The sequence below is a fragment of the Enterobacter cloacae complex sp. SHL022 genome, from assembly GCF_049237785.1.
Taxonomy (GTDB): domain Bacteria; phylum Pseudomonadota; class Gammaproteobacteria; order Enterobacterales; family Enterobacteriaceae; genus Enterobacter; species Enterobacter hormaechei_C.
In genome coordinates, this window is the sequence record NZ_JBMKJH010000006.1 from 108043 (window position 1) to 131850 (window position 23808).

At 54.9% G+C, this 23808-nt stretch carries 24 protein-coding genes; 13 read left to right on the top strand and 11 right to left on the bottom strand.

Going from position 1 to position 23808, the window contains the following annotated elements; genetic code table 11:
- Positions 1–38: 38 nt before the first annotated feature.
- From ACOTZD_RS13840 to ACOTZD_RS13865, 6 genes are all read right to left on the bottom strand, one after another.
- Positions 39–317 carry a biofilm development regulator YmgB/AriR family protein gene (locus tag ACOTZD_RS13840; RefSeq protein WP_421636314.1) on the bottom strand — a complete coding sequence of 93 codons (279 nt, stop codon included), beginning with the start codon at positions 315–317 and terminating at the stop codon, positions 39–41.
- 23 nt (positions 318–340) lie between these two features.
- Positions 341–640 (bottom strand): hypothetical protein, encoded by a 300-nt coding sequence (locus tag ACOTZD_RS13845; RefSeq protein WP_003857266.1) that lies wholly within the window; start codon positions 638–640, stop codon positions 341–343.
- Positions 641–758: 118 nt separating this feature from the next.
- Positions 759–998: a regulatory protein YcgZ gene (gene ycgZ, locus ACOTZD_RS13850; RefSeq protein WP_003857265.1), complete on the bottom strand. Its 240-nt coding sequence runs from the start codon at positions 996–998 to the stop codon at positions 759–761.
- Between the two features lie 190 nt (positions 999–1188).
- Entirely contained in the window at positions 1189–1461 is a 273-nt protein-coding gene (locus tag ACOTZD_RS13855) for a DUF883 family protein (RefSeq protein ID WP_003857263.1), read from the bottom strand.
- Between the two features lie 184 nt (positions 1462–1645).
- A complete protein-coding gene (locus ACOTZD_RS13860; protein ID WP_022651169.1) occupies positions 1646–2251 on the bottom strand; it encodes a hypothetical protein in 606 nt (201 codons plus the stop codon).
- A 487-nt stretch (positions 2252–2738) separates the two neighbouring features.
- The gene (locus tag ACOTZD_RS13865; RefSeq protein WP_126296783.1) at positions 2739–3281 is read right to left on the bottom strand and encodes a hypothetical protein; all 543 of its coding nucleotides are present in this window, start codon (positions 3279–3281) and stop codon (positions 2739–2741) included.
- Between the two features lie 340 nt (positions 3282–3621).
- Between ACOTZD_RS13865 and ACOTZD_RS13870 the strand changes: the two genes are divergently transcribed.
- The 3 genes from ACOTZD_RS13870 to ACOTZD_RS13880 all read left to right on the top strand — a co-directional run bounded on the left by ACOTZD_RS13870 (position 3622) and on the right by ACOTZD_RS13880 (position 6899).
- A complete protein-coding gene (locus tag ACOTZD_RS13870) occupies positions 3622–3897 on the top strand; it encodes a metal/formaldehyde-sensitive transcriptional repressor (RefSeq protein WP_003857256.1) in 276 nt (91 codons plus the stop codon).
- Positions 3898–3929: 32 nt separating this feature from the next.
- Entirely contained in the window at positions 3930–5048 is a 1119-nt protein-coding gene (locus ACOTZD_RS13875) for an S-(hydroxymethyl)glutathione dehydrogenase/class III alcohol dehydrogenase (protein ID WP_174402324.1), read from the top strand.
- Positions 5049–5207: 159 nt separating this feature from the next.
- The gene (locus ACOTZD_RS13880) at positions 5208–6899 is read left to right on the top strand and encodes a methyl-accepting chemotaxis protein (RefSeq protein WP_023324628.1); all 1692 of its coding nucleotides are present in this window, start codon (positions 5208–5210) and stop codon (positions 6897–6899) included.
- 41 nt (positions 6900–6940) lie between these two features.
- On the opposite strand, the gene ACOTZD_RS13885 is transcribed toward ACOTZD_RS13880, so the two are convergent.
- Positions 6941–7864 carry a LysR substrate-binding domain-containing protein gene (locus tag ACOTZD_RS13885; RefSeq protein ID WP_003857247.1) on the bottom strand — a complete coding sequence of 308 codons (924 nt, stop codon included), beginning with the start codon at positions 7862–7864 and terminating at the stop codon, positions 6941–6943.
- Between the two features lie 227 nt (positions 7865–8091).
- Here ACOTZD_RS13885 and hglS point away from each other — a divergent pair, with 227 nt between their 5' ends.
- Complete coding sequence (hglS, locus tag ACOTZD_RS13890; protein WP_003857245.1) at positions 8092–9435, top strand: 2-oxoadipate dioxygenase/decarboxylase HglS; 1344 nt, start codon at positions 8092–8094, stop codon at positions 9433–9435.
- Between the two features lie 42 nt (positions 9436–9477).
- On the top strand, positions 9478–10983 hold the full coding sequence (locus tag ACOTZD_RS13895; RefSeq protein ID WP_174402325.1) for a carboxylesterase/lipase family protein: 1506 nt from the start codon (positions 9478–9480) through the stop codon (positions 10981–10983).
- On the opposite strand, the gene ACOTZD_RS13900 is transcribed toward ACOTZD_RS13895, so the two are convergent.
- Entirely contained in the window at positions 10970–11812 is an 843-nt protein-coding gene (locus tag ACOTZD_RS13900; RefSeq protein WP_022651173.1) for a LysR family transcriptional regulator, read from the bottom strand. The genes ACOTZD_RS13895 and ACOTZD_RS13900 overlap by 14 nt on opposite strands.
- 113 nt (positions 11813–11925) lie before the next feature.
- Here ACOTZD_RS13900 and ACOTZD_RS13905 point away from each other — a divergent pair, with 113 nt between their 5' ends.
- The 4 genes from ACOTZD_RS13905 (at position 11926) to rimL (ending at position 16410) form a co-directional block, all read left to right on the top strand.
- A complete protein-coding gene (locus tag ACOTZD_RS13905) occupies positions 11926–13095 on the top strand; it encodes a pyridoxal phosphate-dependent aminotransferase (protein WP_003857239.1) in 1170 nt (389 codons plus the stop codon).
- A 10-nt stretch (positions 13096–13105) separates the two neighbouring features.
- Positions 13106–13879, top strand: coding sequence for an ABC transporter substrate-binding protein (locus ACOTZD_RS13910; protein WP_003857237.1), 774 nt, complete (start codon positions 13106–13108; stop codon positions 13877–13879).
- Between the two features lie 230 nt (positions 13880–14109).
- Positions 14110–15765: a glucan biosynthesis protein D gene (locus ACOTZD_RS13915; protein WP_032609161.1), complete on the top strand. Its 1656-nt coding sequence runs from the start codon at positions 14110–14112 to the stop codon at positions 15763–15765.
- A 105-nt stretch (positions 15766–15870) separates the two neighbouring features.
- Entirely contained in the window at positions 15871–16410 is a 540-nt protein-coding gene (gene rimL, locus ACOTZD_RS13920; protein ID WP_022651176.1) for a 50S ribosomal protein L7/L12-serine acetyltransferase, read from the top strand.
- On the opposite strand, the gene ydcK is transcribed toward rimL, so the two are convergent.
- Entirely contained in the window at positions 16405–17385 is a 981-nt protein-coding gene (gene ydcK, locus ACOTZD_RS13925; RefSeq protein WP_022651177.1) for a YdcK family protein, read from the bottom strand. The genes rimL and ydcK overlap by 6 nt on opposite strands.
- A 121-nt stretch (positions 17386–17506) precedes the next feature.
- Between ydcK and tehA the strand changes: the two genes are divergently transcribed.
- Positions 17507–18502: a dicarboxylate transporter/tellurite-resistance protein TehA gene (gene tehA / locus ACOTZD_RS13930; protein ID WP_045896793.1), complete on the top strand. Its 996-nt coding sequence runs from the start codon at positions 17507–17509 to the stop codon at positions 18500–18502.
- A complete protein-coding gene (gene tehB / locus ACOTZD_RS13935; protein WP_174402326.1) occupies positions 18502–19095 on the top strand; it encodes a tellurite resistance methyltransferase TehB in 594 nt (197 codons plus the stop codon). Before tehA ends, tehB begins: the two co-directional genes overlap by 1 nt.
- On the opposite strand, the gene pepT is transcribed toward tehB, so the two are convergent.
- Positions 19092–20321 carry a peptidase T gene (gene pepT / locus ACOTZD_RS13940; protein ID WP_174402327.1) on the bottom strand — a complete coding sequence of 410 codons (1230 nt, stop codon included), beginning with the start codon at positions 20319–20321 and terminating at the stop codon, positions 19092–19094. The genes tehB and pepT overlap by 4 nt on opposite strands.
- A 111-nt stretch (positions 20322–20432) precedes the next feature.
- Between pepT and ACOTZD_RS13945 the strand changes: the two genes are divergently transcribed.
- Positions 20433–22028, top strand: coding sequence for an ABC transporter substrate-binding protein (locus tag ACOTZD_RS13945; RefSeq protein ID WP_023324637.1), 1596 nt, complete (start codon positions 20433–20435; stop codon positions 22026–22028).
- 133 nt (positions 22029–22161) lie between these two features.
- Complete coding sequence (locus tag ACOTZD_RS13950) at positions 22162–22836, top strand: DUF3313 domain-containing protein (RefSeq protein WP_003857221.1); 675 nt, start codon at positions 22162–22164, stop codon at positions 22834–22836.
- Between the two features lie 33 nt (positions 22837–22869).
- On the opposite strand, the gene ACOTZD_RS13955 is transcribed toward ACOTZD_RS13950, so the two are convergent.
- The gene (locus ACOTZD_RS13955) at positions 22870–23766 is read right to left on the bottom strand and encodes a DMT family transporter (RefSeq protein WP_174402328.1); all 897 of its coding nucleotides are present in this window, start codon (positions 23764–23766) and stop codon (positions 22870–22872) included.
- Between the last annotated feature and the right edge of the window lie 42 nt (positions 23767–23808).

A 23808-nucleotide genomic window follows, 5' to 3' on the forward strand; every position in this document is an offset into this window, starting at 1 on the left:
CAGCAAAAACAGTCACTCACCAGCGCAATAATCTGTTATCAGATATCATCGCGCGTAAAACCGACAACAATTTCAAGCGTATTTCGAATGACATCGCAGGCTTCGGGCTCCTCGGTAATTTCGAGGGCGTGAATCAGTTGCAGGATAATCTCTTTATTAGAGAGATTGTCACCGGTCAGCATAATACAGCGTATTGCCGAGCCCAACACTTCAACCTCACCACTGAGATGTTTTCCTACATTAAGAAAATGTTCCGCCAGTCCTTTATCGTGCAAGGCTTCAAAATTATACGTCTGCTGCATAATCGCTTTACTCATGGTGGTCACCGTTTCGGTTAAAATTAGTGTTTCTTGTCTGGGGTCAAAAGCGTGTTGTGAGTAAAGAGAGATCGCATGCGACCCATGTCATAATTGCCCATCACTCTTCCCCGGTCGTGCGAGACGCCGGTTACACGCTGGCGCACTTCATCTTCAGCGGCAATCAATGCATTTTTACGTTCATCATTTGATTCAACGTTAGCCATCGCCCGCAGGCGATTAGCAAGAGACACAAAGGTAATAGGTCCGTTCTCTTTCAGTATGGATAATACGGCCTCACCGATAAGGTCATCCTTAAGTCGTTCAAATTTAGTTCTATGCATACCTTCAATCTCACTCTGCTACACGCGGCAGGCTGTAGCATGGGGTTAGTCATCGCATTCAGAAGCTCTATTCTCACTCAGCATGACTAACTTAGTAAGTTAAAAAACAGTGTTCAGGTTAACGCTCGAAGAAGAGGGCTATCAAACCGTTGTAGTGCGCTTTCTCAACGTCAGACGTGGATTCTTCAATTCTGCGCAACAGCTTTGTACAAATTGTCATTCTGCTCAGTTGTACATTTTCTTTGATGATCTCACTGACGATGGCACCAAGGGTTTCCTGCTGTGTTGGGACGTTATCCTTGTTAAAATACAAGGTTATAGCGCTTTCTGCTGTAGAGGGAGCATGGTTGCGACGCATAATTTTCCACCGTTAACAAACAATTTTGTAACATCACTGGCATCGAATTTATACTATATGGTCAAATCTGTACATCAAAATTGTACAACTTTTTCGTATGGATTGAGCTTTTATCAGGAGAACTATCAAGATTAGGGGGGGGGAAGAGAAGGAAAGAGGGGGAAAAGAAAAGGCCCCGGAGGGCCTGAAATTATTTACGTCCCAACAGAAGTCCCAGAACGATACCTACCGCACCCGCAGCGATTAAGCCCGTTAACGGGTTATTTCTGACGGCTTCAGTAACATCCGAGACGGCATCACTGGCCTGGGCAGCATATTTTTTCGCTGCACCTTTCACCTGGTGTTTAGGGGAGTCAACGAATTCACCAAACTGCTGCTGCGCAGAGCCGGATAATTCATCAAGTTTGTTTTTGGCTTTATCGCCAGCGTATTGTGCATTTTTATCAGTGTCGAAATCAGACATTCCAGCCTCCTTTTGTTGATAGTCTAAGGATAGACGCTGATTTCAGGCGTGAGCGAGAATTCGCTGAAATCGACGCCTGATTGCCCCTTTTTAGGATATGTCTTTCTTACATGACAACCCTAACGTCCTTAGGATGTTGTTGATCACTATTTCCCTCGCCGTCTCTCTACGCAGTGCGAAGAGATTATTTTTGTCGTGCGTGAGCGGGAAAGGTAACGTAATAACCAAGGGATGCGGCCAGGCACAGCATATAACCGAACGATTCCGAACCTTCCTCCACGGCGTTTTTCACGACACGCATATAGCCATGCTCCAGGATGGCGTGCCACAGCACCTGCATTCCAAAGAGGCGGGAGAAGACCAGTACAGCCAGCAGGCCGCTCAACAGAATACCGTACCAGGGGGATTGGGTATATTTTGCCAGCTGTTCCAGGGTAGCACGAAAATGCATAACGGGGCGAATTAACGCCAGCACAGCGGTAATCAGCGCGAACCACACCCAACTCCCATGAGAAATGAGATCAAAAAGCGCGTCCAGCTCACGAATTAGCATTGTCAGGAAAAATCCGCCCACCAGAATATTACAGTAACGCATGGATTCGTACATTTTCGCCAGACGAAAATGGAGAAAGACAATACTCGCTAATACCGTTTCCTGCATAATTTCGGTCAGTGATAATTCCGGAATATCATGGCCGACAAACCGCATATCAACCCAAAGACACAGTACAATAAGTGCGCAAGCGGCCGCCGCGCCAACGAAGAATAAAAAGCTCTTTAGTACAATCATTAACACCACCATTTTGTTTGTAGCGGGTATGTTAGGTGACGAGAATGTTATTTCTGTTCACAATGTGCCATATAAGTGCGGATTTTTAACATTTTGAGCTAAATAGGGTTGGTCGAGGTGGGGGTAAACCCTAAATATGGTTGCACCATCTCTGAGAGAGACGTTAAGGGTAAACCCCAACCGCTCGTTAAACAGCTGTAGCTGCTCAACATAGAACTCGTTGAAGCAGGTCGAATATACCAGATACAGCATTTCCGCTTCTCCACACCCGAGCTGGCAGGCGAAGAAAGAGTGGCTAAGTCAGCAGCTGGTGACCAGCACGTGTATAAGTGCTAAATGCCGCAAGGCCAATAACACCGCGGCCGCAGTTGTACAGACAGGCTATAGTGATCTCCTTTGCCTGCTCAATACGGATCTTAACTTGAGTTTAAAACTGGCCGCAATTTTTAGGTATGGCCATCTGGTTTTGAATTCATTGATAGCTACTTCATACAATGTAGAAATACACTGCGGGTATTATAATTACTATTATTAGCAATAAAATATTTGTTGTTTTTTTACTGACGTTTGATGGCAGGCCATTTTTACTAACATACAATATCGCTTCAAAAAGAAACCAGTACATAGAAATACAAACAATGAAAAATAAAGGCATTATTGTTTTTGATATACCTTCAGAGAAGGATAATATTAAGGTTAACCCTGTCATCATGCCGACCATCGTAGAAGCATATGCTTTCCCTACTTTGATAACAGGGAAAATAATGAGTGTATATATGAGTTTATTATATTTTTTCTTGACATTTATGCTGCCGACAAATCGAAGTGTCAGAGACGTAATAGACGTTGCTATTACAAGCATTGCTGCAAGAGAATGAGGGGCCATATGTTCTTCAATGATAGTTTCTATCTCCTGAGTATATTTATCACTAAGGAAATTGAAAGGTATCAATACAACCAGACTAAGAAGAAAGAAAAATAAACTATCTTTGCATAATGCATTTATACTTCGTCTTAAGAAAATGCTCATTAAAAGCCCTTAATAAAAGTTTTCATTCATAAAAAGCATTTGACATTTAAAAATGTTAACTATCGCCTATTAGTCTATTCCTCATTGTATTCTTAAGAAACCTACAGTCTTTGGTGGGGACGGGAATTTGCGTGAATGCAGAAACCTTCAAAAATGCGGATACGACGGTATTTATTACAACTATGTTTTTACAGAATGTGTCATAGCTTAGTTCAGATGTTCGAGTTAAGAAAAGAAACACACTATAAATTACATGATACCTGATACCCTCATAAAACTTAATGTTTACATTAACTTCCCATGAAGGATACAATACCCCCCTATAGTATCAGGAGGGCGTATGCCGCATTCACCCGAAGATAAAAAACGTATTCTGACCCGCGTCCGCCGCATTCGGGGCCAGGTTGATGCCCTTGAACGCGCCCTGGAATCGGGCGATCCCTGTCTCGCCATTTTGCAGCAAATCGCCGCCGTGCGCGGCGCTGCCAATGGCCTGATGGGGGAAATGGTTGAAATTCACCTCAAAGATGAGCTGGTGACGGGGGAGACCACCCCGGATCAGCGGGCTGTGCGGATGGCGGAAGTCGGCCATTTACTGCGCTCTTATCTAAAATAAATCCACACACCTCACAACAAGGGAAAGACATCATGAAATCTCGCGCAGCTGTCGCGTTCGGCCCAGGCCAGCCGCTGAAAATCGTTGAAATTGATGTTGCTCCGCCGAAGAAAGGCGAAGTGCTGATCAAAATTACCCACACCGGCGTTTGCCATACCGATGCGTTTACCCTGTCCGGTGACGATCCGGAAGGCGTATTCCCGGCGGTGCTCGGCCACGAAGGGGGCGGTGTGGTGGTGGAAGTGGGTGAAGGCGTCACCAGCCTGAAGCCCGGCGACCATGTGATCCCGCTCTACACCGCAGAGTGCGGTGAGTGTAAGTTCTGCAAATCCGGCAAAACTAACCTCTGCCAGGCCGTGCGCGCCACGCAGGGTAAAGGTCTTATGCCGGACGGCACCACCCGTTTCTCCTATAACGGCGAGCCCATTTATCACTACATGGGGACCAGCACCTTTAGCGAATACACGGTGTGCGCCGAGATCTCACTGGCGAAAGTGAATCCGCAGGCCCCGCTGGATAAAGTCTGTCTGCTCGGCTGCGGTGTCACCACCGGTATCGGCGCGGTGCATAACACGGCGAAAGTGAAAGAGGGTGACACCGTGGCGGTGTTCGGCCTCGGCGGGATCGGTCTGGCAGTCATCCAGGGCGCGGTACAGGCGAAAGCTGGCCGCATCATTGCTGTGGATACCAACCCGGAAAAATTTAAGCTCGCAGGTGAGATGGGCGCGACCGATTTCATCAACCCGAAAGACTACGACAAACCGGTTCAGGAGGTGATCGTTGAGCTGACCGACGGCGGCGTGGACTTCAGCTTCGAATGTATCGGCAACGTCGATGTGATGCGCTCAGCGCTTGAGTGCTGCCACAAAGGCTGGGGCGAGAGCATCATTATCGGTGTGGCCGGCGCGGGTCAGGAGATCAAAACCCGTCCCTTCCAGCTGGTGACAGGGCGCGTATGGCGCGGGTCGGCATTTGGCGGCGTGAAAGGCCGTACCCAGCTGCCGGGCATGGTTGAAGATGCGATGGTCGATAAAATTCAGCTCGACCCGTTCATTACGCACCGCCTGCCGCTGGAGCAGATCAACGAAGCCTTCGATCTGATGCACGAAGGAAAATCTATTCGTACCGTTATCCATTTCGGCGACAACTGATTATTCTGCCAGCGGTTTTTTCCGCTGGCATTTCTTCCCTGATCTTTTCTAAAGTGTGACCTGTCTGGCGCTTTTAACCGTAATCTAATTCTACGCCGTGCCGATGACTCTTTTACAGGCGTGTTTTTACGCATCTTACCTATAAGAGAGTCGACGGTCATGGACAACACAACATCGATGCAGGCGCAGCATAAGCTGAGTTTCTTGCACCACATCCGGCTGGTTCCGCTGTTTTCCTCCATTCTCGGTGGCATTATTCTCCTGTTTGCATTGAGCTCGGGTCTGGCAGGCTATTTCCTGCTCCAGGCCGATAACGATCAGCAGGATGTTACGGCAGAAATCCAGGTGCGCACCGGGCTGTCAAACAGTTCCAACCATTTACGCACCGCCCGTATCAACATGATCCACGCGGGGGCGGCGAGCCGTATCGCGGAGATGGAGGCGATGAAACAAAACATCGCTGAGGCTGAGACCCGCATCAGGCAGTCGCAGGATGGATTTGCCGCCTATATGAAGCGCACTATTCGCACACCGGCTGATGAAGCGCTGGACGGCGATCTGAAAGCCCGCTATGACGCCTACATCGCCGGTATGCAGCCGATGCTGAAATATGCCAAAAACGGCATGTTTGAAGCCATTATTAACCACGAAAATGAGACCGCGCGTCCGCTGGACGATGCCTATAACGCGGTGCTGCTGAAGGCGATAAAAATCCGCACCGAACGCGCCAACGCGCTGACGGCGCAGGCTCACACCCGCACCCGGCTAGGGCTGATGTTTATGTTCGGCGCGTTTGGCCTGGCGCTGGCGCTGGCGGTGATCACCTTTGTGGTGCTGCGCCGTACGGTGATAAACCCGCTCCAGCGAGCCGCTACGCGTATCGAAAATATCGCGAAAGGCGATTTGACCATGCCGGACGAACCGACCGGGCGCAGTGAAATTGGCCGCCTTACGCGCGATCTGCAAACGATGCAGCACGCGCTGGTGACCACCGTAGGCACCGTGCGGCAAGGGGCGGAGGAGATCTACCGGGGAACCAGCGAGATCTCCGCGGGTAACACCGATCTCTCTTCCCGTACTGAGCAGCAGGCGGCGGCGATTGAACAGACGGCGGCCAGCATGGAGCAGCTCACCGCGACGGTGAAACAGAACGCCGATAACGCGCATCATGCAAGTAAACTGGCAGAAGATGCCTCCGGGAAGGCCAGCCGCGGGGGGCAGATGGTCTCCGGCGTGGTGAAAACCATGGGTAATATTTCCACTAGCTCGAAGAAGATCTCTGAAATTACCGCCGTGATTAACAGCATCGCGTTCCAGACCAATATTCTGGCGCTCAACGCGGCGGTCGAGGCGGCGCGTGCGGGTGAACAGGGACGCGGCTTTGCGGTCGTGGCGAGTGAAGTTCGCACCCTGGCAAGCCGCAGCGCAAACGCGGCGAAAGAGATTGAAAGCCTGATTAATGAATCGGTGTCGCTTATCGATCAGGGTTCCGGGGAGGTGGTTGCAGCGGGCAATACCATGAATGAAATCGTCGAGGCGGTTAAACGCGTCACCGATATCATGCTGGAGATTGCAGCGGCGTCCGATGAGCAGAGCCGCGGCATCGTTCAGGTGAGCCAGGCGATTTCCGAGATGGATAAGGTGACGCAGCAGAATGCCTCGCTGGTGGAAGAAGCTTCTGCGGCAGCGGCTTCGCTGGAGGAGCAGGGCGCACGTCTGACGGAAGCCGTTGGCGCGTTTCGTCTCAACGGGGCGCACGCAGGACGGACTACAGCCGCTGCAAACGCAGCGAAACCCGCGCCTTTAACCCCGGCGGCGGTCGTCTCAGGTGATAACTGGGAAACGTTCTGAGTAAGACAGACCCGCCCTCGCGGCGGGTTCTGCGTTTATGGTCAGAGAGGCATTGATTTACGAATGGCGCTTAACAGCGTTTGGGCACCTTCAGAGAGCGGGGCATCTACCCGCGTCAGGATCCCAATCGGTTCTCCCGCGCCGGGCGATGTTACCGGCAGCGCCGTAAGCACGCCGCGTCGCAGATCGTCCTTCACCGCGCCGGACGGCACAAACCATACGTAGTCATAATCCACCGTAAGCTGGCGCGACAGCGACGCCGAGAGCGTTTCAATACACCCGGAAGGCAGCGTGCAGCCCTGCATTTGCAGCAACGCTTCCGCATTCTGACGCGGAACGGTTCCTTTTGGTGAGACCACCACCGGCCACTCCATCACACGGCTCAGGGTCACGGTGTCCTGCAACAGAGGATGATTCGGACGCACGACCAGCTTCAGCGATTCCAGGAACAGCAGCTCGTAGTTCAGGCCGCTCATCAGTTCCGGATCGGACATCCGCCCAATGCCCAGATCCAGCTCGCCTGACTTCAGGCCCGCCAGCAGCATGGTGTTATTCATGGTCGCGACCTGAAGCGTGGCGTGCTTTTGCTGACGGTGGAACTGGCCGATCGCCGCAGGCAGTATGCCCAGCGCCGCCGTTGGCAGCGCGCCCACGCGCACGATGTCGCTGGCCGGCTCCTCTTTACGGTTTAACGCCTGACCGGCGGTATTGAGGGCATCGAGAACTTTAACGGCATGCGTCAGGAACTGTTCGCCCACGAGCGTAAGCTGAGCCCCCAGACGGCCGCGATCGAACAGGCGGGTTCCGGTAAGCTGTTCCAGTTCGTTCAGCGTTTTGGAGAGTGCAGGCTGACTGAGGTTAAGGGTTTCAGCCGCTCGCCCCAGCGTTCCCTGTTGAGCGACGGCCACAAAAGTATGCAAATGGCGCAAGCGTATGCGCTGACTGAACAGACCATTTTTTTCCATAGGCGATGTTAAAAACAGAGCGACGCGGGTGACAAGTTAAGATGTTTGAATTTGATAACCTGATAGCAAAATATTTTTAACATTTGATCTGTTTGAGTTACAACCGTTTTTCGAAAATGCCCACGCTTTGACCACTCGTCTGCCTGGATCACAATTCGTAAATTCTTCCCAACGAAAGGAACGGGCTTCTCTACACTCCAGGTAGTATTCACTGGAGGCATGACATCATGGCGAACACCATCACGGCTGATGATATTCGGGAACACTTTTCGCAGGCTATGTCGGCGATGTACCAGCAGGAAGTTCCGCAGTACGGCACCTTGCTGGAACTGGTGGCGGACGTTAACCTGGCGGTTCTGGAAAATAACCCACTTTTACATGAACAACTGGCGAACGCAGACGAACTGGCGCGCCTGAATGTTGAACGTCACGGTGCGATCCGCGTTGGCACCGCGCAGGAGCTTTCCACCCTGCGCCGGATCTTCGCCATTATGGGCATGTACCCGGTCAGCTACTACGATCTCTCCCAGGCGGGCGTGCCCGTCCACTCGACGGCGTTTCGTCCGACAGACGATGCGGCGCTCTGCCGTAATCCGTTTCGCATTTTTACCTCGCTGCTGCGCCTGGAGCTGATTGAAAACGTTGCGCTGCGCGAAAGGGCGGCGGAGATCCTCTCCCGGCGCAACATCTTTACGCCGCGCTGTCTGGAACTGATCGACCTGCATGATGCGCAGGGACACTTTACCGAGGCACAGGCGCGCGAATTTGTGCAGGAAGCCTTAGAAACCTTCCGCTGGCATCGCCATGCGACGGTCGATCAGGAAACCTATCTGGCGCTGAGCAACGAACATCGCCTGATTGCCGACGTGGTCTGTTTCCCGGGGTGCCACATCAACCATCTCACGCCGCGCACGCTGGATATCGACCGGGTGCAGGAGCTAATGCCGAAGTACGGCATCGAGCCGAAAATCCTGATTGAAGGCCCGCCGCGCCGCGAGGTGCCGATCCTCCTGCGTCAGACCAGCTTTAAGGCGCTGGAGGAGCCGGTGCTGTTCGCGGGGGAACACAAGGGCACCCATACCGCGCGTTTCGGTGAGATTGAGCAGCGCGGCGTGGCGCTTACGCCGAAAGGGCGCGAGCTGTACGACAGCCTGTTAAACCAGGCCGGGACCGGCAAAGACAACCTGACCCACCAGCTTCACCTGCGCGAGATCTTCAGCGCCTTCCCGGACAGTGAAATGTTCCTGCGCCGTCAGGGGCTGGCTTATTTCCGCTACCGTCTGACCCCGACAGGTGAGGCGCATCGCCACGCTTTTCGTCCCGGCGACGATCCGCAGCCGCTGATCGAACGCGGCTGGGTTGTGGCACAGCCCATCACCTACGAGGATTTTCTGCCCGTCAGCGCGGCGGGGATCTTCCAGTCGAATCTTGGCAATGAAACGCAGGCGCGCAGCCACGGCAATGCCAGCCGCAATGCCTTCGAAGCCGCGCTCGGCTGTGCGGTGTACGACGAGTTTTCGCTTTACGAGGAGGCGGAAGCGCGCAGCAAACAGCGTTGCGGTTTGCTCTGAAACCGTTACTCTGCAAGGGTGTGATGGAAAAAGAAGGTTGGTATGGAAAATCCCTCCGCCCCTGTGGTTGAAACGCGCCAGGGCGCACTGATTGGTTTTACTGAAGGCGATACCCATGTGTGGTGTGGCATTCCCTATGCGGCACCCCCTGTTGGCCCGTGGCGCTGGCGCTCCCCGCGTCCCCCTGCACGCTGGGATGGCGTGCGTCCGGCGACGGCGTTCTCCGCCTCCAGCTGGCAGAGCAGCGAAAGCTGCCAGGAACTGGGCGGCGGCGATCCCGGCCAGTTCTCTGAAGACTGCCTGTACCTTAACGTCTGGTCGCCAGTGGCACGCGCCGATCCGCTTCCGGTGATGGTCTGGCTGCACGGCGGAGGATTTACCCTCGGCGCTGGCGGGCTGCCTCCGTATAACGGCAGGGCGCTGGCGAAGCGTGGCACGGTGGTGGTGACGATCAATTACCGTCTCGGCCACCTCGGCTTTTTTGCTCATCCGGCGCTGGAGGGGGAGGAAGAGCGCGTGGTGCATAACTTCGCACTGCTCGATCAGATCCAGGCCCTGGAATGGGTGCGCGATAACATTGCCGCGTTCGGCGGCGATCCTGAGAACATCACCGTATTTGGCGAGTCGGCCGGTGCGCGCAGCGTGCTGTCGCTGATGGCTTCCCCGCTTGCAGGAGGACTGTTCCATAAAGCCATTGTGCAAAGCGGGTACACGCTGCCCGACACCCCGCGCGAGCAGGCCATGCATAAAGGCGAAGCGATTGCCGCCCATTTCGGCCTGCACAATGCTACCGCGGAACAGCTTCGCGCGATCCCGCCTGAGGCGTTCTGGCCGCTGACCTCGCCGTTGAATATCGCCCCTGCGCCCATCGTGGGGGATTGCGTTTTGCCTGAGGCCATGCTCGACGTTTTCTTCGCGGCCCGCCAGCATCCTGTACCGGTGATGATTGGGTCGAACAGCGACGAAGCCAGCGTGATGTCGGTATTCGGGGTCGATCTGGCCGGCCAGATCCAGAAGCTTCGCCGTGAGCGGCGCTTTGGCCTGGGGCTAATTAAGCTGCTTTATCCTGGCGTGAAGGGCGATGAGGAACTTGGCAGGCAGGTATGCCGCGACATGGCCTTTACCACCATGGGATACGTGGTAATGCAGGCCCAGCAGCGGGCGGGCGGCATGTGCTGGCGATACTGGTTTGATTATGTGGCCGAAGCGGAGCACGCGACGTACATCAACGGCGCCTGGCACGGCAACGAAGTGCCCTACGTCTTCGATACCCTTGGACAGGTGGAACCTTCGCGGCAGTATGTGAATGAACGCGATCTGGCCTTTGCCGCTCAGGTGGCGGACTACTGGGTGAGCTTCGCCCGGGATGCGGGGGCACGCGATAGCCTGGCAGGGCCCACGCGCTGGCCCGCCTGCCGGAAAGGGCGGGACGTGCTGTTACGTATTGGTGTGAATAAACATGCAGGTTTTCGGCTTGAAAACCGCTTCATGCGTGCCCGTATGAGCCTCTTCAAACGGGTGATGAAACACCACGTCAGCCTCGACTGAGCAGACAGGCGCGAAACGCATCCAGCCCGTTTTCAGGGCCGGGTGCGTCGCGTAATACCAGCCGGTAGCTCGCCCCCGTTTTTATGCTCGTGTCAAAAGGGCGCATCAGCCGTCCGGCGCGCACGTCCTCCTCCACCAGCGTTTCATCCGCGATGGCGATGCCCAGTCCCTGAATGGCGGCGGTAATGGCGAGATCCATGGTTTCGAAGTGTTGATTTTTGAGCATAGCTGGCGGCGGACCCGGCTGTTTCGCTAGCCACAGCGTCCAGTCCGTTTTGTCCCGCGTGGGGTGAAGGAAGGTGAGTGCTTCCAGCGCAGAGCCGGCCCGTAGCGGGCTCATCACCGGGGTTAAGGCCTCTTCGAACAGCAGATCGCCGGCGCTCATGTGCGTCCCAAACACAATCGCCGCGTCACAGGATTCGGTTTTGAAATTGACGTTATGATCGGTGGTGGTGGTCAGCGCAATCTGGAGTTCCGGCTGTTCGCGCTCCACCTGTAGCAGACGCGGCACCAGCCAGCGCATCGCGCAGGTCGGCGCTTTCAGCCGAATTACGGTCTGGTGCGTTCGCGCCTGTTCAGCAACGTTCAGCAGGTGCTCAAAGGCAGATTGCAGCTCCGGCAGCAGGGCGCTTCCCTGTGAGGAGAGACGCAGGCCGCGCGCATGGCGCTCGAACAGCGGGAAGCCGAACCAGCTTTCCAGCGAGGCGATTTTACGGCTTACCGCCCCCTGCGTCAGACAAAGCTCCTTCGCGGCATGGGTAAGATTCAGGTGACGCGCGGTCACGATAAACGTCTCTACGGCATTAAGCGGAAATGAACGACGCGACATATCTCACCTTAGCTATGCATTTTTGTCATGGCTATTATGACAACAATTCGATTGTCCCGACAATGAAGTTGTTGTTTGAATAGTTATGCATTCACCACGAGAAGGGACAGAGGATGACTTTGAAAACGCCGGTGCAGACACGATCCAAATTGCCCGATGTGGGAACCACCATTTTTACCGTTATCGGCCAGCTTTCAGCCCGGCATAACGCCATCAACCTTTCTCAGGGTGCGCCGAATTTTTCCTGCGACCCAAAACTTATCTCCGGCGTGACCCGCGCCATGGAGGCAGGGTATAACCAGTACGCCTCCATGACCGGTCTGCAACCGCTCAGAGAGCGCATCGCGGACAAAATTGCCACGCTCTATGGCACACACTATGACCCGGCGAGTGAGGTGCTGGTGACCGCCAGCGCCAGCGAAGGGCTTTACTCAGCCATCAGCGGGCTGGTTCATCCTGGAGACGAGGTGATCTATTTCGAGCCCTCCTTTGACAGCTATGCGCCGATTGTCCGTCTGCAAGGAGCGACGCCGATTGCCATTAAACTGACGGTACCGTATTTTGCCGTGAACTGGGATGAAGTACGGGCGGCTATAACCCCACGCACGCGGATGATCATCGTCAATACGCCGCACAACCCGAGCGGACAGGTGTTTTCAGCCGCCGATCTGCACCAGCTGGCAGCGCTGACGCGCCACACCGACATCATCATTTTGTCTGACGAAGTGTACGAGCACGTCGTTTTTGATGGCGAACCGCACCACGGAATGGCGACGCACCCGCAGCTGGCGGAGCGCAGCGTGATTATTTCTTCTTTCGGAAAAACCTATCACGTCACCGGCTGGCGCGTGGGTTATTGTGTGGCACCCGCGGAACTGATGGATGAGATATGTAAAGTCCATCAATTTTTAATGTTCTCGGCCGATACGCCGATGCAGTACGCGTTTGCCGAACACATGACCGATCCGCAAACCTGGCTGTCGCTGGCGGCGTTTTATCAGCGCAAGCGCGATCTGCTGCAAAGTTTGCTCGCCGACTCACCGTTCAGGCTGCTACCAAGTGCCGGTTCGTTCTTCCTGCTGGCGGATTACAGCGGCTTTAGCGACGAGCGCGACAGCGAGATGGTGAAAAGGCTGATTGTCGAGTACGGGGTTGCCACCATTCCGCTGTCGGCGTTTTATGCCGATGGCACGGACAATAAGTTAATCCGTCTCTCTTTTGCGAAAGATGAGGCGACGTTACGGGCAGGTGCCCAGGCCCTTTGTCGGGTTACACCACGTTAAGGAATTTGAGATGAAATTACGCGCGTTAGTTGTCGGCATGGGACTGTTGTGTTCATTCTCGTCGTTTGCCGCTACCGAGTTGCGATACGGGCTGGAAGCGGAATATCCGCCGTTTGAAAGCCGCAATGCGTCAGGGGAGCTGGAAGGGTTTGACGTAGAGCTGGGAAATGCCATCTGTAAAGCCGCCGCGCTGAAGTGCAGCTGGGTTGAAACCTCGTTTGATGCGCTGATCCCCGGTCTGGTGGCGAAAAAGTTCGACGCCATAAACTCGGCGATGAACATCACCGAACAGCGTCGCAAAAGCATTGATTTCACCCAGCCCATCTATCGCATTCCCTCCCAGCTGGTGGGCAAAGCCGGTTCTGCGGTAGAGGCTACCCCCGAAGGGCTGAAGGGCAAAACCATCGGCGTTCTCCAGGGTTCAATTCAGGAAACTTACGCCAAAGAGCACTGGGAAAAGCACGGTGTCACCGTGGTGTCTTATAAAGATCAGAATATGGCCTGGGGAGATCTGCTGAATGGCCGCATCGATGCCTCGCTGGTCATGTCAGCGGCCGGGCAGGCAGGTTTCCTCAGTAAGCCGCAGGGTAAAGGGTTTGGCTTTATCGGCAAACCGGTGTCCGACGACACCATCCTCGGCAGTGGGATCGGCTTTGGGCTGCGTAAGGGGGATGAGGCCACCAAAAAGCAGCTTGATGCCGCAATTGATAAAGTACGTGCCGACGGCACGATCGCTAAACTGGCTGATAAGTACTTCCCGGGTATCGATGTCAGCGTAAAATAACCGCCTCGTTGGTCCCGGCTGTCGATGTCCAGCCGGGACATTTTTATACATAACTTTACCCCTTTTTCAGGCCGTTCTGGTCGACAGAAAATATTTCTCGGTTTGTTCAGATAATCACCCGCCAACAATTGGATTCTTAACCGTTTTTGTTTAGGCTGTGCGTTCTTTCTTGCCGTCATTTCGCTGCGCGCGAAACTCATTCACACGACCATAAGGACGTTTTCTCAGGCATGAATCGCAGACGTTTTCTCAAAGGTTCCCTGGCAATGGCTGCCCTGAGCGGCACTTCTGGCCTTGCTTCTCTGTTTTCCCAGGCGGCGTATGCTGCTGACTCCGACATTGCCGACGGTCAGAGCCGTCGCTTTGACTTCTCTGTTCTGCAATCCATGGCGCACGATCTGGCGAAAACCCCGTGGGGCGGTGCGCCGCGTCCGCTGCCGGAAACGCTGGCCACCATGACGCCGCAGGCGTACAACGCCATCCGTTACGATGAGAAGCAGTCGCTGTGGAATAACATTGAAGGCCGTCAGCTGGACGCCCAGTTCTTCCATATGGGGATGGGATTCCGCCGCCGCGTGCGCATGTTCTCGCTGGATCAAACCACCTCTCAGGCGCGTGAGATCCACTTCCGGCCTGAGCTGTTCAGCTATGGCGATACGGGCGTGGATACCAAACAGCTTGAAGGGCAGAGTGACCTCGGCTTCGCCGGATTCCGCGTCTTTAAAGCGCCGGAACTGGCGCGACGCGATATCGTTTCGTTCCTGGGCGCGAGCTACTTCCGCGCAGTGGATGATACCTACCAGTACGGCCTTTCCGCGCGCGGGCTGGCGGTGGATACCTTTACCGACACCCCGGAAGAGTTCCCGGATTTCACCTCCTTCTGGTTTGAAACCGTTAAGCCGGGTGATACCACCTTTACCGTCTATGCGCTGCTGGACAGCCCGAGCATTACCGGTGCCTATAAGTTTGTGATCCACTGTGAGAAGAGTCAGGTGATCATGGACGTCGAAAACCATCTCTATGCGCGCAAAGACATCAAGCAGCTCGGCATCGCACCAATGACCAGCATGTTCAGCTGCGGCAACAACGAACGCCGCATGTGCGACACCATACATCCGCAGATCCATGATTCAGACCGCCTGGCGATGTGGCGCGGTAACGGGGAGTGGATCTGCCGACCGCTGAACAACCCGCAAAAGCTGCAATTCAACGCCTACCTGGATAAAAACCCGAAAGGCTTTGGTTTGTTACAGCTTGACCGTGACTTCTCCCATTACCAGGACGTCATGGGCTGGTATAACAAGCGACCAAGCCTGTGGGTCGAGCCGCGCAACAACTGGGGGAAAGGATCCATCGCCCTGATGGAGATCCCGACAACCGGCGAGACGCTCGATAACGTGGTCTGCTTCTGGCAGCCGGAGAAACCGGTGCAGGCGGGTGATGAGCTGGACTTCAAATACCGTCTCTACTGGAGCGCGCAGCCGCCGGTGCGTTCCCCGCTGGCAAACGTCTACGCTACCCGTACCGGTATGGGCGGCTTCCCGGAGGGCTGGGCGCCGGGTGAAAATTACCCGAAAGTGTGGGCCCGTCGCTTTGCCATTGACTTCGTCGGGGGCGATCTGAAGGCCGCCGCACCGAAGGGCATTGAGCCGGTGATTACCCTGTCCAGCGGTGAAGCGAAGCAGGTGGAGATCCTCTATGTCGAACCGTTCGACGGGTATCGCATTCTGTTTGACTGGTATCCAACCTCTGACTCCACCGAGCCGGTGGATATGCGCCTGTTCCTGCGCTGTCAGGGCGATGCCATCAGCGAGACCTGGCTGTACCAGTACTTCCCGCCCGCGCCGGACAAACGTAACTACGTTGACGACCGGATCATGCGCTAGTCCTTATGGGTTTGTGCCGGGTGGCGGCTTCGCCTTACCCGGCCTGCTCTGGACGCATTTGTAGGCCGGGTAAGCGTTAGCGCCACCCGGCAATTAAGAGGCACTATGTCTTCAGAAATCATTCCCGTTAACCAGGAAATCGAGCTTCGCGCCGTCGAAGAGCGCTATACCACCGATCTGCATAACCTCGTAATCAAAAACAAAACCTGGCTGCAAACCGCCTTCGACTGGGCGCAGCATGTCGGCAGCGAAGAGGACACGCGCCGCAACGTGCAGAGCAATCAGATGTTGCACCAGCGCGGTTACGCCAAAATGTTCCTGATTTTCATGAAGGACGAGCTGGTGGGCGTGCTGTCCTTCAACGCGATCGAGCCTGCGAATAAAACCGGGTACATTGGCTACTGGCTTGACGAGGCGCATCAGGGGCAGGGTATTCTTTCTCAGGCGCTACAGACGTTTATGCGCTATTACGTTGAGCGCGGCGAGATCCGCCGTTTTGTGATCAAGTGTCGCGTGGATAACCAGTGCAGTAACAGTGTGGCGCAGCGCAACGGTTTCACGCTGGAAGGTTGTTTGCGGGAAGCGGAGATGCTCAACGGGCGTTACGATGACGTGAACCTCTACGCCAGAATCTTCCCGCTATAGCGCCCCCAGCAGCGGCGTCCGGGTGATCCGCGTGTCGCCGTTGATCACTTTGGCTCCCCGGACGTGAATGCTTTCACCCTCCAGCGCCTCGATAACCGCATCGTCCGTTATTTCCACCTGATGCTCAATCAGGACATCGCCGCTGATACGCGCCCGCCCCTGAATAACCACTTTGTCATCAATCAGGATTGGCCCGCCGCGTAACCACGCCTCGCCGCCTATTAATACGTGGTGTTTAATGACGCAGTTGCCTTCAACGAGGGCGTTTTCCGCGACCTGTGAACTGTACCGCACGGTCGGGATGGCATCATCCTCCAGACCGGCCAGCAGACGGGCGTTGCCGTACACTTTGGCGCAGTCGCACACCCAGACGTTATTCAGCGCGTTGCCCTCAAGAATGGCGCGATCGAACACCTCGGCACGGTGCTCAACAAAGGCCCAGGTCACCATGGCATCGCCGTAGATTTGCGCCTGATGCACAATACGCGACTGGCTGACCGTGGCTCGGTCATAAATTTGCAGGATCTGCTGACGGTCGGGTGTCAGCCCTTTGGCTGCAATCACCAGGCTGTTATGCAGCACCCGCGCGTCACCCGCGATACGACATTCCCCGCGTACGGTGGAGTGCTGAATGGTGACGTTGTCACTAATTACCGCGCCGTGACTCACCTCAGCCGCGTCAAGCCAGCCGTTGCCGCCAACGTGTGCGCGGTGGCTTACGATGCAGGGTTGGGTGAGGCGGGCGTTAGCGGATATCCTGGCCCCGGCAAACACCACGCTGTTTTCATCGTAAACCCAGCAATCCCCGTCCTGGGCGAGCGCGTGTTCATCCTCAACCCAACCGCCTTTAGTCCCGCTGGTCACATCGTTAAAATCCTTCACGGCAATAATTTGTCTGAGAGGCGTTGTGCACGGTGTTGATCCGTCCTGCCAGCGCCAGAGACGCGTTTCATTGCTAAGCCGATATTTTGTCATCGTGTTATCCCTGAAAAGCCTTTCAATAAACGTAGCAAAGTTTTGGTTTTTCGAAGTGCTGGCGTCCGCTCAGGAAACCCCTTAAAATGGCATTTAAAATACATTTTAAAGTTTAAAAAAAATGCATAACCAAAACCAACGCTTTCTTAACTTGCCCGCCGGGTATTTCGGTATGGTCCTCGGGACCATAGGCATGGGGTTCGCCTGGCGTTACGCCGGCACCATCTGGCCGGTGACGCGCTGGCCGGGCGAGATCCTGGTGGCGCTGGCGGTGGCGATCTGGTTCCTTCTAGGCGTGGCGTTTCTTACCCGTGCGGTACGGTTTCCACATAGCGTGCTGGCCGAGATGCGGCATCCGGTAATGAGCAGTTTTGTCAGCCTGTTTCCTGCCACAACGCTGCTGGTGGCCATCGGCTTTGTGCCGTGGTATCGCCCGCTGGCGCTGGGGTTGTTTAGCGTGGGCGTGGTGATCCAGCTTGCGTATGCCGCCTGGCAAAGCGCCGGGCTGTGGCGCGGCAAGCATCCGGAAGAAGCCACGACGCCGGGACTGTATCTGCCGACGGTAGCGAACAATTTTATCAGCGCGATGGCCTGCGGTGCGCTAGGCTTCCACGACGCGGGGCTGGTGTTCCTTGGTGCCGGGGTCTTTTCCTGGCTGAGCCTGGAGCCAGTCATTTTGCAACGCCTGCGCAGCGCGGGCGAGCTGCCCGCTGCCCTTCGTACCTCGCTCGGGATCCAGCTTGCGCCTGCCCTGGTGGCCTGTAGCGCCTGGTTTAGCGTCAACGGCGGCGAAGCGGACACCTTCGCCAAAATGCTTTTCGGCTATGGCCTGTTGCAACTCCTGTTTATGCTGCGTCTGATGCCGTGGTATCTGTCGCAGCCGTTCAACGCGTCGTTCTGGAGCTTCTCGTTCGGGGTGTCGGCGCTGGCGACCACCGGTTTACATCTTGGGCAGAGCAGTCCGTCAGGGTTCTTTCATGCCCTCGCTGTTCCCCTGTTTATTTTCACCAACGTCATCATCGCGATGCTGCTGGTCCGTACTTTTATCTTGCTGATGCAGGGCAAACTTCTGGTGCGCGCTGATAAGGCACTGCTTATGCAATCTGAGGAAAAATAATGACTGTCGATGAAAACTACTTTACTGAGAAATATGGGCTGACCCGCACGCACTCAGAGGTGCTGCTCAGCGCGGACATTGTTAAGCCGGGAAAAACGCTCGATCTCGGTTGCGGAAATGGCCGTAACAGCCTCTACCTCGCTGCCAATGGCCATGACGTGACGGCGTGGGATAAAAACCCGATGAGCATCGATAACATTGAGCGCATTAAGGCGGCGGAAGGGATCGCGAATCTGCAAACGGCGATTAAGGATCTGAACAACCTGACCTTTGACGGCGAATACGACTTTATTCTTTCCACCGTCGTGTTGATGTTCCTCGAAGCGAATACCATCCCTGGTCTTATCGCCAATATGCAGCGTTGCACCAGACCAGGCGGCTATAACCTGATCGTTGCCGCCATGGATACGGTGGAATTTCCGTGCACCGTCGGCTTCCCGTTTGCCTTCAAACCCGGTGAACTGAGCAACTACTACGAAGGCTGGGAGCTGATCAAGTACAACGAAGAGGTAGGGGAACTCCACCGTACCGATGCCAACGGGAACCGTATCAAGCTGCGCTTCGCCACCATGCTCGCACGCAAGCCCGCTTAACGCGCGGCCAGCAGACAGAGTTGCAGGGCAGTGCGACAGGAGGCCTCGAACGACGACAGCGGTAAAAACTCAAACTTCGAGTGGAAGTTATGGGCGCCGGTGAAGAAGTTCGGGGTGAGCAAGCCTTTAGCTGACAGGGCCGCCCCGTCCGTGCCACCGCGCATGGGGATCGGTTTTGGGGTGATGCCGAGCGACTCCATTGCCTCGAACATCAGGTCGATCGCGCGGCGGTCTTCGCCAATCGCATTGCTGATATTGCTGTAGGTATCTTCAATGCGATACTCCACGTTTGCCGTGGGATGCTGCGCGGCTATTTGCGCCGCCACATCGGCAATGTGCTGCTTGCGGGCGGCGAAACCATCTTTGTCAAAATCACGAATGTTGGCTTTCAGCACCGCTTCGTTTTGCCCGGCCTGGATGCCGTTAAACCAGATATAACCTTCGCGCCCCTCGGTGCATTCCGGGGTTTGCTGGCGATCGAAATGGCTGATGAAATCTGTTGCCATCAGCAGCGGATTGACCAGCACCCCTTTGGCGGACATCGGGTGCGCCGTGACGCCGGTAAAGCGAATTTCAGCCGCCGCCGCGTTAAAGTTCTCGTAAACAATTTCGCCCAGCTCGCAGCAGTCGATGGTCCAGGCAAAATCGACGTCGAAGCGCTTTAAATCCAGCGCTTTCGCGCCGCACAGGCCAATCTCTTCATCGGGCACAAACGCCACCACAATATCGCCATGGTTGTGCTCAGCGGTGAGGTTTTCCAGCACCGTCATGACCACGGTGACGGCCGCTTTATTATCTGCGCCTAATACGCTGGTTCCGTCGCTGAAAATAATCTCCTCATCATGATAAGCCAGAATTTCCGGGTGCTCTTTTACGCGCAGCCAAATATCTTTCTCTTTATTCAGACAGAGATCATCCCCCGTAAAGGTTAATATTTGTGGATGAATATCCGGGGATAAACCGACGTCGACGGTGTCGATATGGGTAATAAAACCAATACGCGGCGCGCCGGGAACATTACCTTTTTTCACGGCGGTAACGGTGGCGAACTCATCAATCACAATATCGTCTAACCCCAGCGTTTCCAGCTCCTTCGCCAGCTCCCGCGCCATGTCGTGCTGGCCCGGGGTGGAGGGCAGGGTTTTGACTTTCGGGTCGCTCTGGCTGGTGATGGCGAGATAGCGGAAAAAGCGTTGGGTTAATTGTCTGGAGAGTTCCGAGCCCATAGTGTTTCCTTCTGTATTTATTTTTCATGTGTTTGCGCCATCACTTTAATGTTATTTATGAAATGGCAAAAGAAGTAATTAGCCGTCGAATTAAAAAGACAGGAATAAATGATGAAAAGCACATTCACAATGATAACGCTGGCGCTTGCTGCACTGACGGTCAGTTCCACCGTCGCGGCAAAAACGCTGGTGTATTGCTCCGAAGGATCGCCGGAAAATTTCAATCCTCAGCTCTATACGTCGGGGACCAGCGTGGACGCCAGCGCCGTACCGGTTTATAACCGTCTGGTCGATTTCAAACCGGGCACTACCGAACTGGTACCGAGCCTGGCGGAAAGCTGGGAGGTAAGCGAGGATGGCAAGGTCTACACCTTCCACCTGCGCAAAGGGGTGAAATTCCACAGTAATAAGCTGTTCACGCCGACGCGCGACTTCAACGCGGACGACGTGATTTTCTCGTTTATGCGCCAGAAGGATGTCAATCATCCCTACCATAACGTCTCCAACGGCAGTTATTCCAACTTCGAAAGTCTGGAGTTCGGCAGCCTGATTACCGCCATTGATAAAGTTGACGATCGCACCGTGCGCTTCACCCTGGCGCATCCGGAAGCGCCGTTTGTCGCTGACCTGGCGTGGTACTTTGCCTCCATTCTGTCGGCAGAGTACGCCGATGCCATGCTGAAAGCGGGCACGCCAGAAAAGGTCGATATGCAGCCGATTGGCACCGGGCCGTTTAAGCTGTCGCAATATCAGAAGGATTCCCGCATCCTCTTTACCGCTTTCCCTGACTACTGGCAGGGAAAATCGAAGCTGGATCGTCTGGTGTTCACCATCACGCCGGACGCCTCGGTACGTTTTGCCAAAGTCGATAAGAATGAGTGTCAGGTGATGCCGTTCCCGAACCCGGCGGACCTGCCGCGTATGAAGGCTAACAAAGACATAAACCTGATGAGCAAGGCCGGTCTGAATACCGGTTTCCTGGCGTTTAACACGCAAAAGCCGCCGCTGGATAACGTAAAAGTGCGCCAGGCGCTGGCGATGGCGATTAACAAACCGGCCATCATTGAGGCGGTCTTCCACGGCACCGGCACGGCGGCAAAAAACCTGCTGCCGCCTGGCGTCTGGAGTGCCGACAGCGAGCTGAAAGACTACGATTACGATCCAGAAAAAGCGAAAGCGCTGTTAAAGGAGGCGGGGTTTGCCAACGGCGTAAGCATCGATCTGTGGGCCATGCCCGTGCAACGGCCGTATAACCCGAACGCGAAGCGTATGGCGGAGATGATCCAGGCGGACTGGGCGAAAGTTGGCGTGCAGACCAAAATCGTGACCTACGAATGGGGCGAATACCTGAAGCGCGTGAAGGGCGGGGAGCATCAGGCTGCGCTGATGGGCTGGACAACGGCGACGGGGGATCCAGATAACTTCTTCGGCCCGCTGTTTACCTGTACGTCCGCCAACGGCGGGTCGAACTCGGCCAAATGGTGCTATAAGCCGTTTGATAACCTGATTGCCGAAGCTAAATCGATAACCGATCGCGATAAACGCGTGGCGCTGTACAAGCAGGCGCAGCAGATGATGCACGATCAAATGCCGGCGGTAATGATTGCCCACTCGACGATTTTTGAGCCAGTCCGTAAAGAGGTCACGGGCTATGAAATTGATCCCTTCGGCAAACACCTGTTCTGGCAAGTGGACCTGAAAGAGTAATTTTCACTGCCCGGTTTCGGTCGGGCAGTTTTTTCGCTATTTGTGCTGTCTTCGTCATTTTTTGCCACAACACATCGCCCCATTTTTTGTTATAACTTCAAGTGCATACTTGCAGATAACATGGAATACCATCATGCGTACTCACACTTTTTTTAAAGTTGCAGTGCTTTCTGGTCTGTTGGCCCTTTCAGGCTGTGCGTCCAAAGTCGCAGCCCCCGATCAATATTCAGGCTTTTTAAAAGATTACTCAGGCTTGCAGGAGATGAAATCTGCAACCGGGAAGCCAACCCTGCGTTGGGTTGATCCTTCTTATAATGAGGCGAATTATGACAGCATTATCTGGACGCCGATAACCTATTACCCGACGCCAAAACCGACCACTCAGCTTGGGCAAAAAACGCTTGATGAGCTGTTGAATTATACCAATACCAAACTGAAAACCGCGATTGGCCAGCGTAAGCCGATTGTGACGACGCCGGGCAAACATAGCCTGATCTTCCGCGGCGCCATCACGGGTGTGAGCTCAGACAAAGAAGGTTTGCAGTTCTATGAAGTGGTGCCTGTCGCGCTGCTGGTTGCGGGTACGCAAATGGCCACGGGCCATCGTACCATGGATACGCATCTGTTCTTCGAAGGTGAGTTAATCGACGCGGCTACGAACAAACCGGTGATTAAGGTTGTTCGTAAGGGGGAAGGGAAAGAGCTGGCGAACGAGAATACGCCAATGGGCTTCGGCACCCTGAAGCAGGTTGTGGATGACATGGCAACGGATGCCACTATGTTTGATGTTCATCAGACAGCAAATTAATAAAAAAAGGCCTGCATTTTCGCAGGCCGTTTTTTATGCCGTCCGCAGGCGGCGGAACCAGGTTTCCGGCTTCGTAAACATCACCATATTCCCCCCCAGTATCAACAACAGGCCGACGATCCCGTTGAGATGCCACACGTAACCCTCGTACACCGTTGAAATCGACAGCGCCACCAGCGGGAACAGCAGGGTGCTGTAGGCGGCTTTACCGGGACCAATGCGGCCTACCAGCGTAAAGTAGGCGCCGAAGGCAATCACCGAGCCAAACAGCGCAAGATAGAGCAGCGCCCCCATATAGCTCACCGTCCATTCCGGCATAAAGTTATCGCCTCTGAAGAGGGCGATAAGGCCCATCACGACGGTGCCATACAGCATCGCCCAGGCGTTGGTGGTCATGGTTTCCAGCCCGTTTCGCTGATGACGCATGCTGATCATATTCCCCAGCGAGAAGCCGTAGGTGCCGAGGGCGGAAAGCCCGATGCCCGTAAGCAACGACGCGCTCCAGCTGCTGGCGAGCAGATCGTTCCAGAACAGTGTAATGATCCCGATAAGCCCCAGCGCTGCCGCCGTCCAGAAGCGTGCGGGTGGACGCTGGCCGAAGAAGATAAAGCTGTTGATGGCGTTATACAGCACGGCCATCGAGAAAATCACCGACTCAAGGCCGGTATTGATATGGGCGGCGGCGGTGTAAAAGCACCAGAAGTTGAAACAGAAAACGCAGCAGCCCTGAAGCATGCAGTAGAGATGATCCCGCAGCGCCAGCCTGCGCAGACGGCGAAGGGCGACCAGGACGATCATCATCGTGGCGCTGGCCACGGCGAAGCGCCAGAAAATGGAGACCGGCGCTGCAACCGGCCCCTGTTGCAAAAAAATGGCGATCCAGGTCGTGCCCCAGATAACAACAACCAGCCCATAGAGTAATGCGTTCATGGTTTCTCTCTTCTCATACCGCGAAAAACAACAGTGTGGCGA

Excerpts from the sequence above, each read along its gene's own strand:
- tehA (WP_045896793.1), top strand. The coding sequence starts at position 17,507 with ATGCATAACCAAAACCAACGCTTTCTTAACTTGCCCGCCGGGTATTTC.
- ACOTZD_RS13870 (WP_003857256.1), top strand. The coding sequence starts at position 3,622 with ATGCCGCATTCACCCGAAGATAAAAAACGTATTCTGACCCGCGTCCGC.
- tehB (WP_174402326.1), top strand. The coding sequence starts at position 18,502 with ATGACTGTCGATGAAAACTACTTTACTGAGAAATATGGGCTGACCCGC.
- ACOTZD_RS13910 (WP_003857237.1), top strand. The coding sequence starts at position 13,106 with ATGAAATTACGCGCGTTAGTTGTCGGCATGGGACTGTTGTGTTCATTC.
- ACOTZD_RS13865 (WP_126296783.1), bottom strand. The coding sequence starts at position 3,281 with ATGAGCATTTTCTTAAGACGAAGTATAAATGCATTATGCAAAGATAGT.
- ydcK (WP_022651177.1), bottom strand. The coding sequence starts at position 17,385 with ATGACAAAATATCGGCTTAGCAATGAAACGCGTCTCTGGCGCTGGCAG.
- ACOTZD_RS13855 (WP_003857263.1), bottom strand. The coding sequence starts at position 1,461 with ATGTCTGATTTCGACACTGATAAAAATGCACAATACGCTGGCGATAAA.
- ACOTZD_RS13860 (WP_022651169.1), bottom strand. The coding sequence starts at position 2,251 with ATGATTGTACTAAAGAGCTTTTTATTCTTCGTTGGCGCGGCGGCCGCT.
- ACOTZD_RS13840 (WP_421636314.1), bottom strand. The coding sequence starts at position 317 with ATGAGTAAAGCGATTATGCAGCAGACGTATAATTTTGAAGCCTTGCAC.
- ACOTZD_RS13895 (WP_174402325.1), top strand. The coding sequence starts at position 9,478 with ATGGAAAATCCCTCCGCCCCTGTGGTTGAAACGCGCCAGGGCGCACTG.
- hglS (WP_003857245.1), top strand. The coding sequence starts at position 8,092 with ATGGCGAACACCATCACGGCTGATGATATTCGGGAACACTTTTCGCAG.
- ACOTZD_RS13875 (WP_174402324.1), top strand. The coding sequence starts at position 3,930 with ATGAAATCTCGCGCAGCTGTCGCGTTCGGCCCAGGCCAGCCGCTGAAA.
- ACOTZD_RS13880 (WP_023324628.1), top strand. The coding sequence starts at position 5,208 with ATGGACAACACAACATCGATGCAGGCGCAGCATAAGCTGAGTTTCTTG.
- ycgZ (WP_003857265.1), bottom strand. The coding sequence starts at position 998 with ATGCGTCGCAACCATGCTCCCTCTACAGCAGAAAGCGCTATAACCTTG.
- ACOTZD_RS13915 (WP_032609161.1), top strand. The coding sequence starts at position 14,110 with ATGAATCGCAGACGTTTTCTCAAAGGTTCCCTGGCAATGGCTGCCCTG.
- rimL (WP_022651176.1), top strand. The coding sequence starts at position 15,871 with ATGTCTTCAGAAATCATTCCCGTTAACCAGGAAATCGAGCTTCGCGCC.
- ACOTZD_RS13950 (WP_003857221.1), top strand. The coding sequence starts at position 22,162 with ATGCGTACTCACACTTTTTTTAAAGTTGCAGTGCTTTCTGGTCTGTTG.
- ACOTZD_RS13955 (WP_174402328.1), bottom strand. The coding sequence starts at position 23,766 with ATGAACGCATTACTCTATGGGCTGGTTGTTGTTATCTGGGGCACGACC.
- ACOTZD_RS13885 (WP_003857247.1), bottom strand. The coding sequence starts at position 7,864 with ATGGAAAAAAATGGTCTGTTCAGTCAGCGCATACGCTTGCGCCATTTG.
- ACOTZD_RS13905 (WP_003857239.1), top strand. The coding sequence starts at position 11,926 with ATGACTTTGAAAACGCCGGTGCAGACACGATCCAAATTGCCCGATGTG.
- ACOTZD_RS13900 (WP_022651173.1), bottom strand. The coding sequence starts at position 11,812 with ATGTCGCGTCGTTCATTTCCGCTTAATGCCGTAGAGACGTTTATCGTG.
- pepT (WP_174402327.1), bottom strand. The coding sequence starts at position 20,321 with ATGGGCTCGGAACTCTCCAGACAATTAACCCAACGCTTTTTCCGCTAT.
- ACOTZD_RS13845 (WP_003857266.1), bottom strand. The coding sequence starts at position 640 with ATGCATAGAACTAAATTTGAACGACTTAAGGATGACCTTATCGGTGAG.
- ACOTZD_RS13945 (WP_023324637.1), top strand. The coding sequence starts at position 20,433 with ATGAAAAGCACATTCACAATGATAACGCTGGCGCTTGCTGCACTGACG.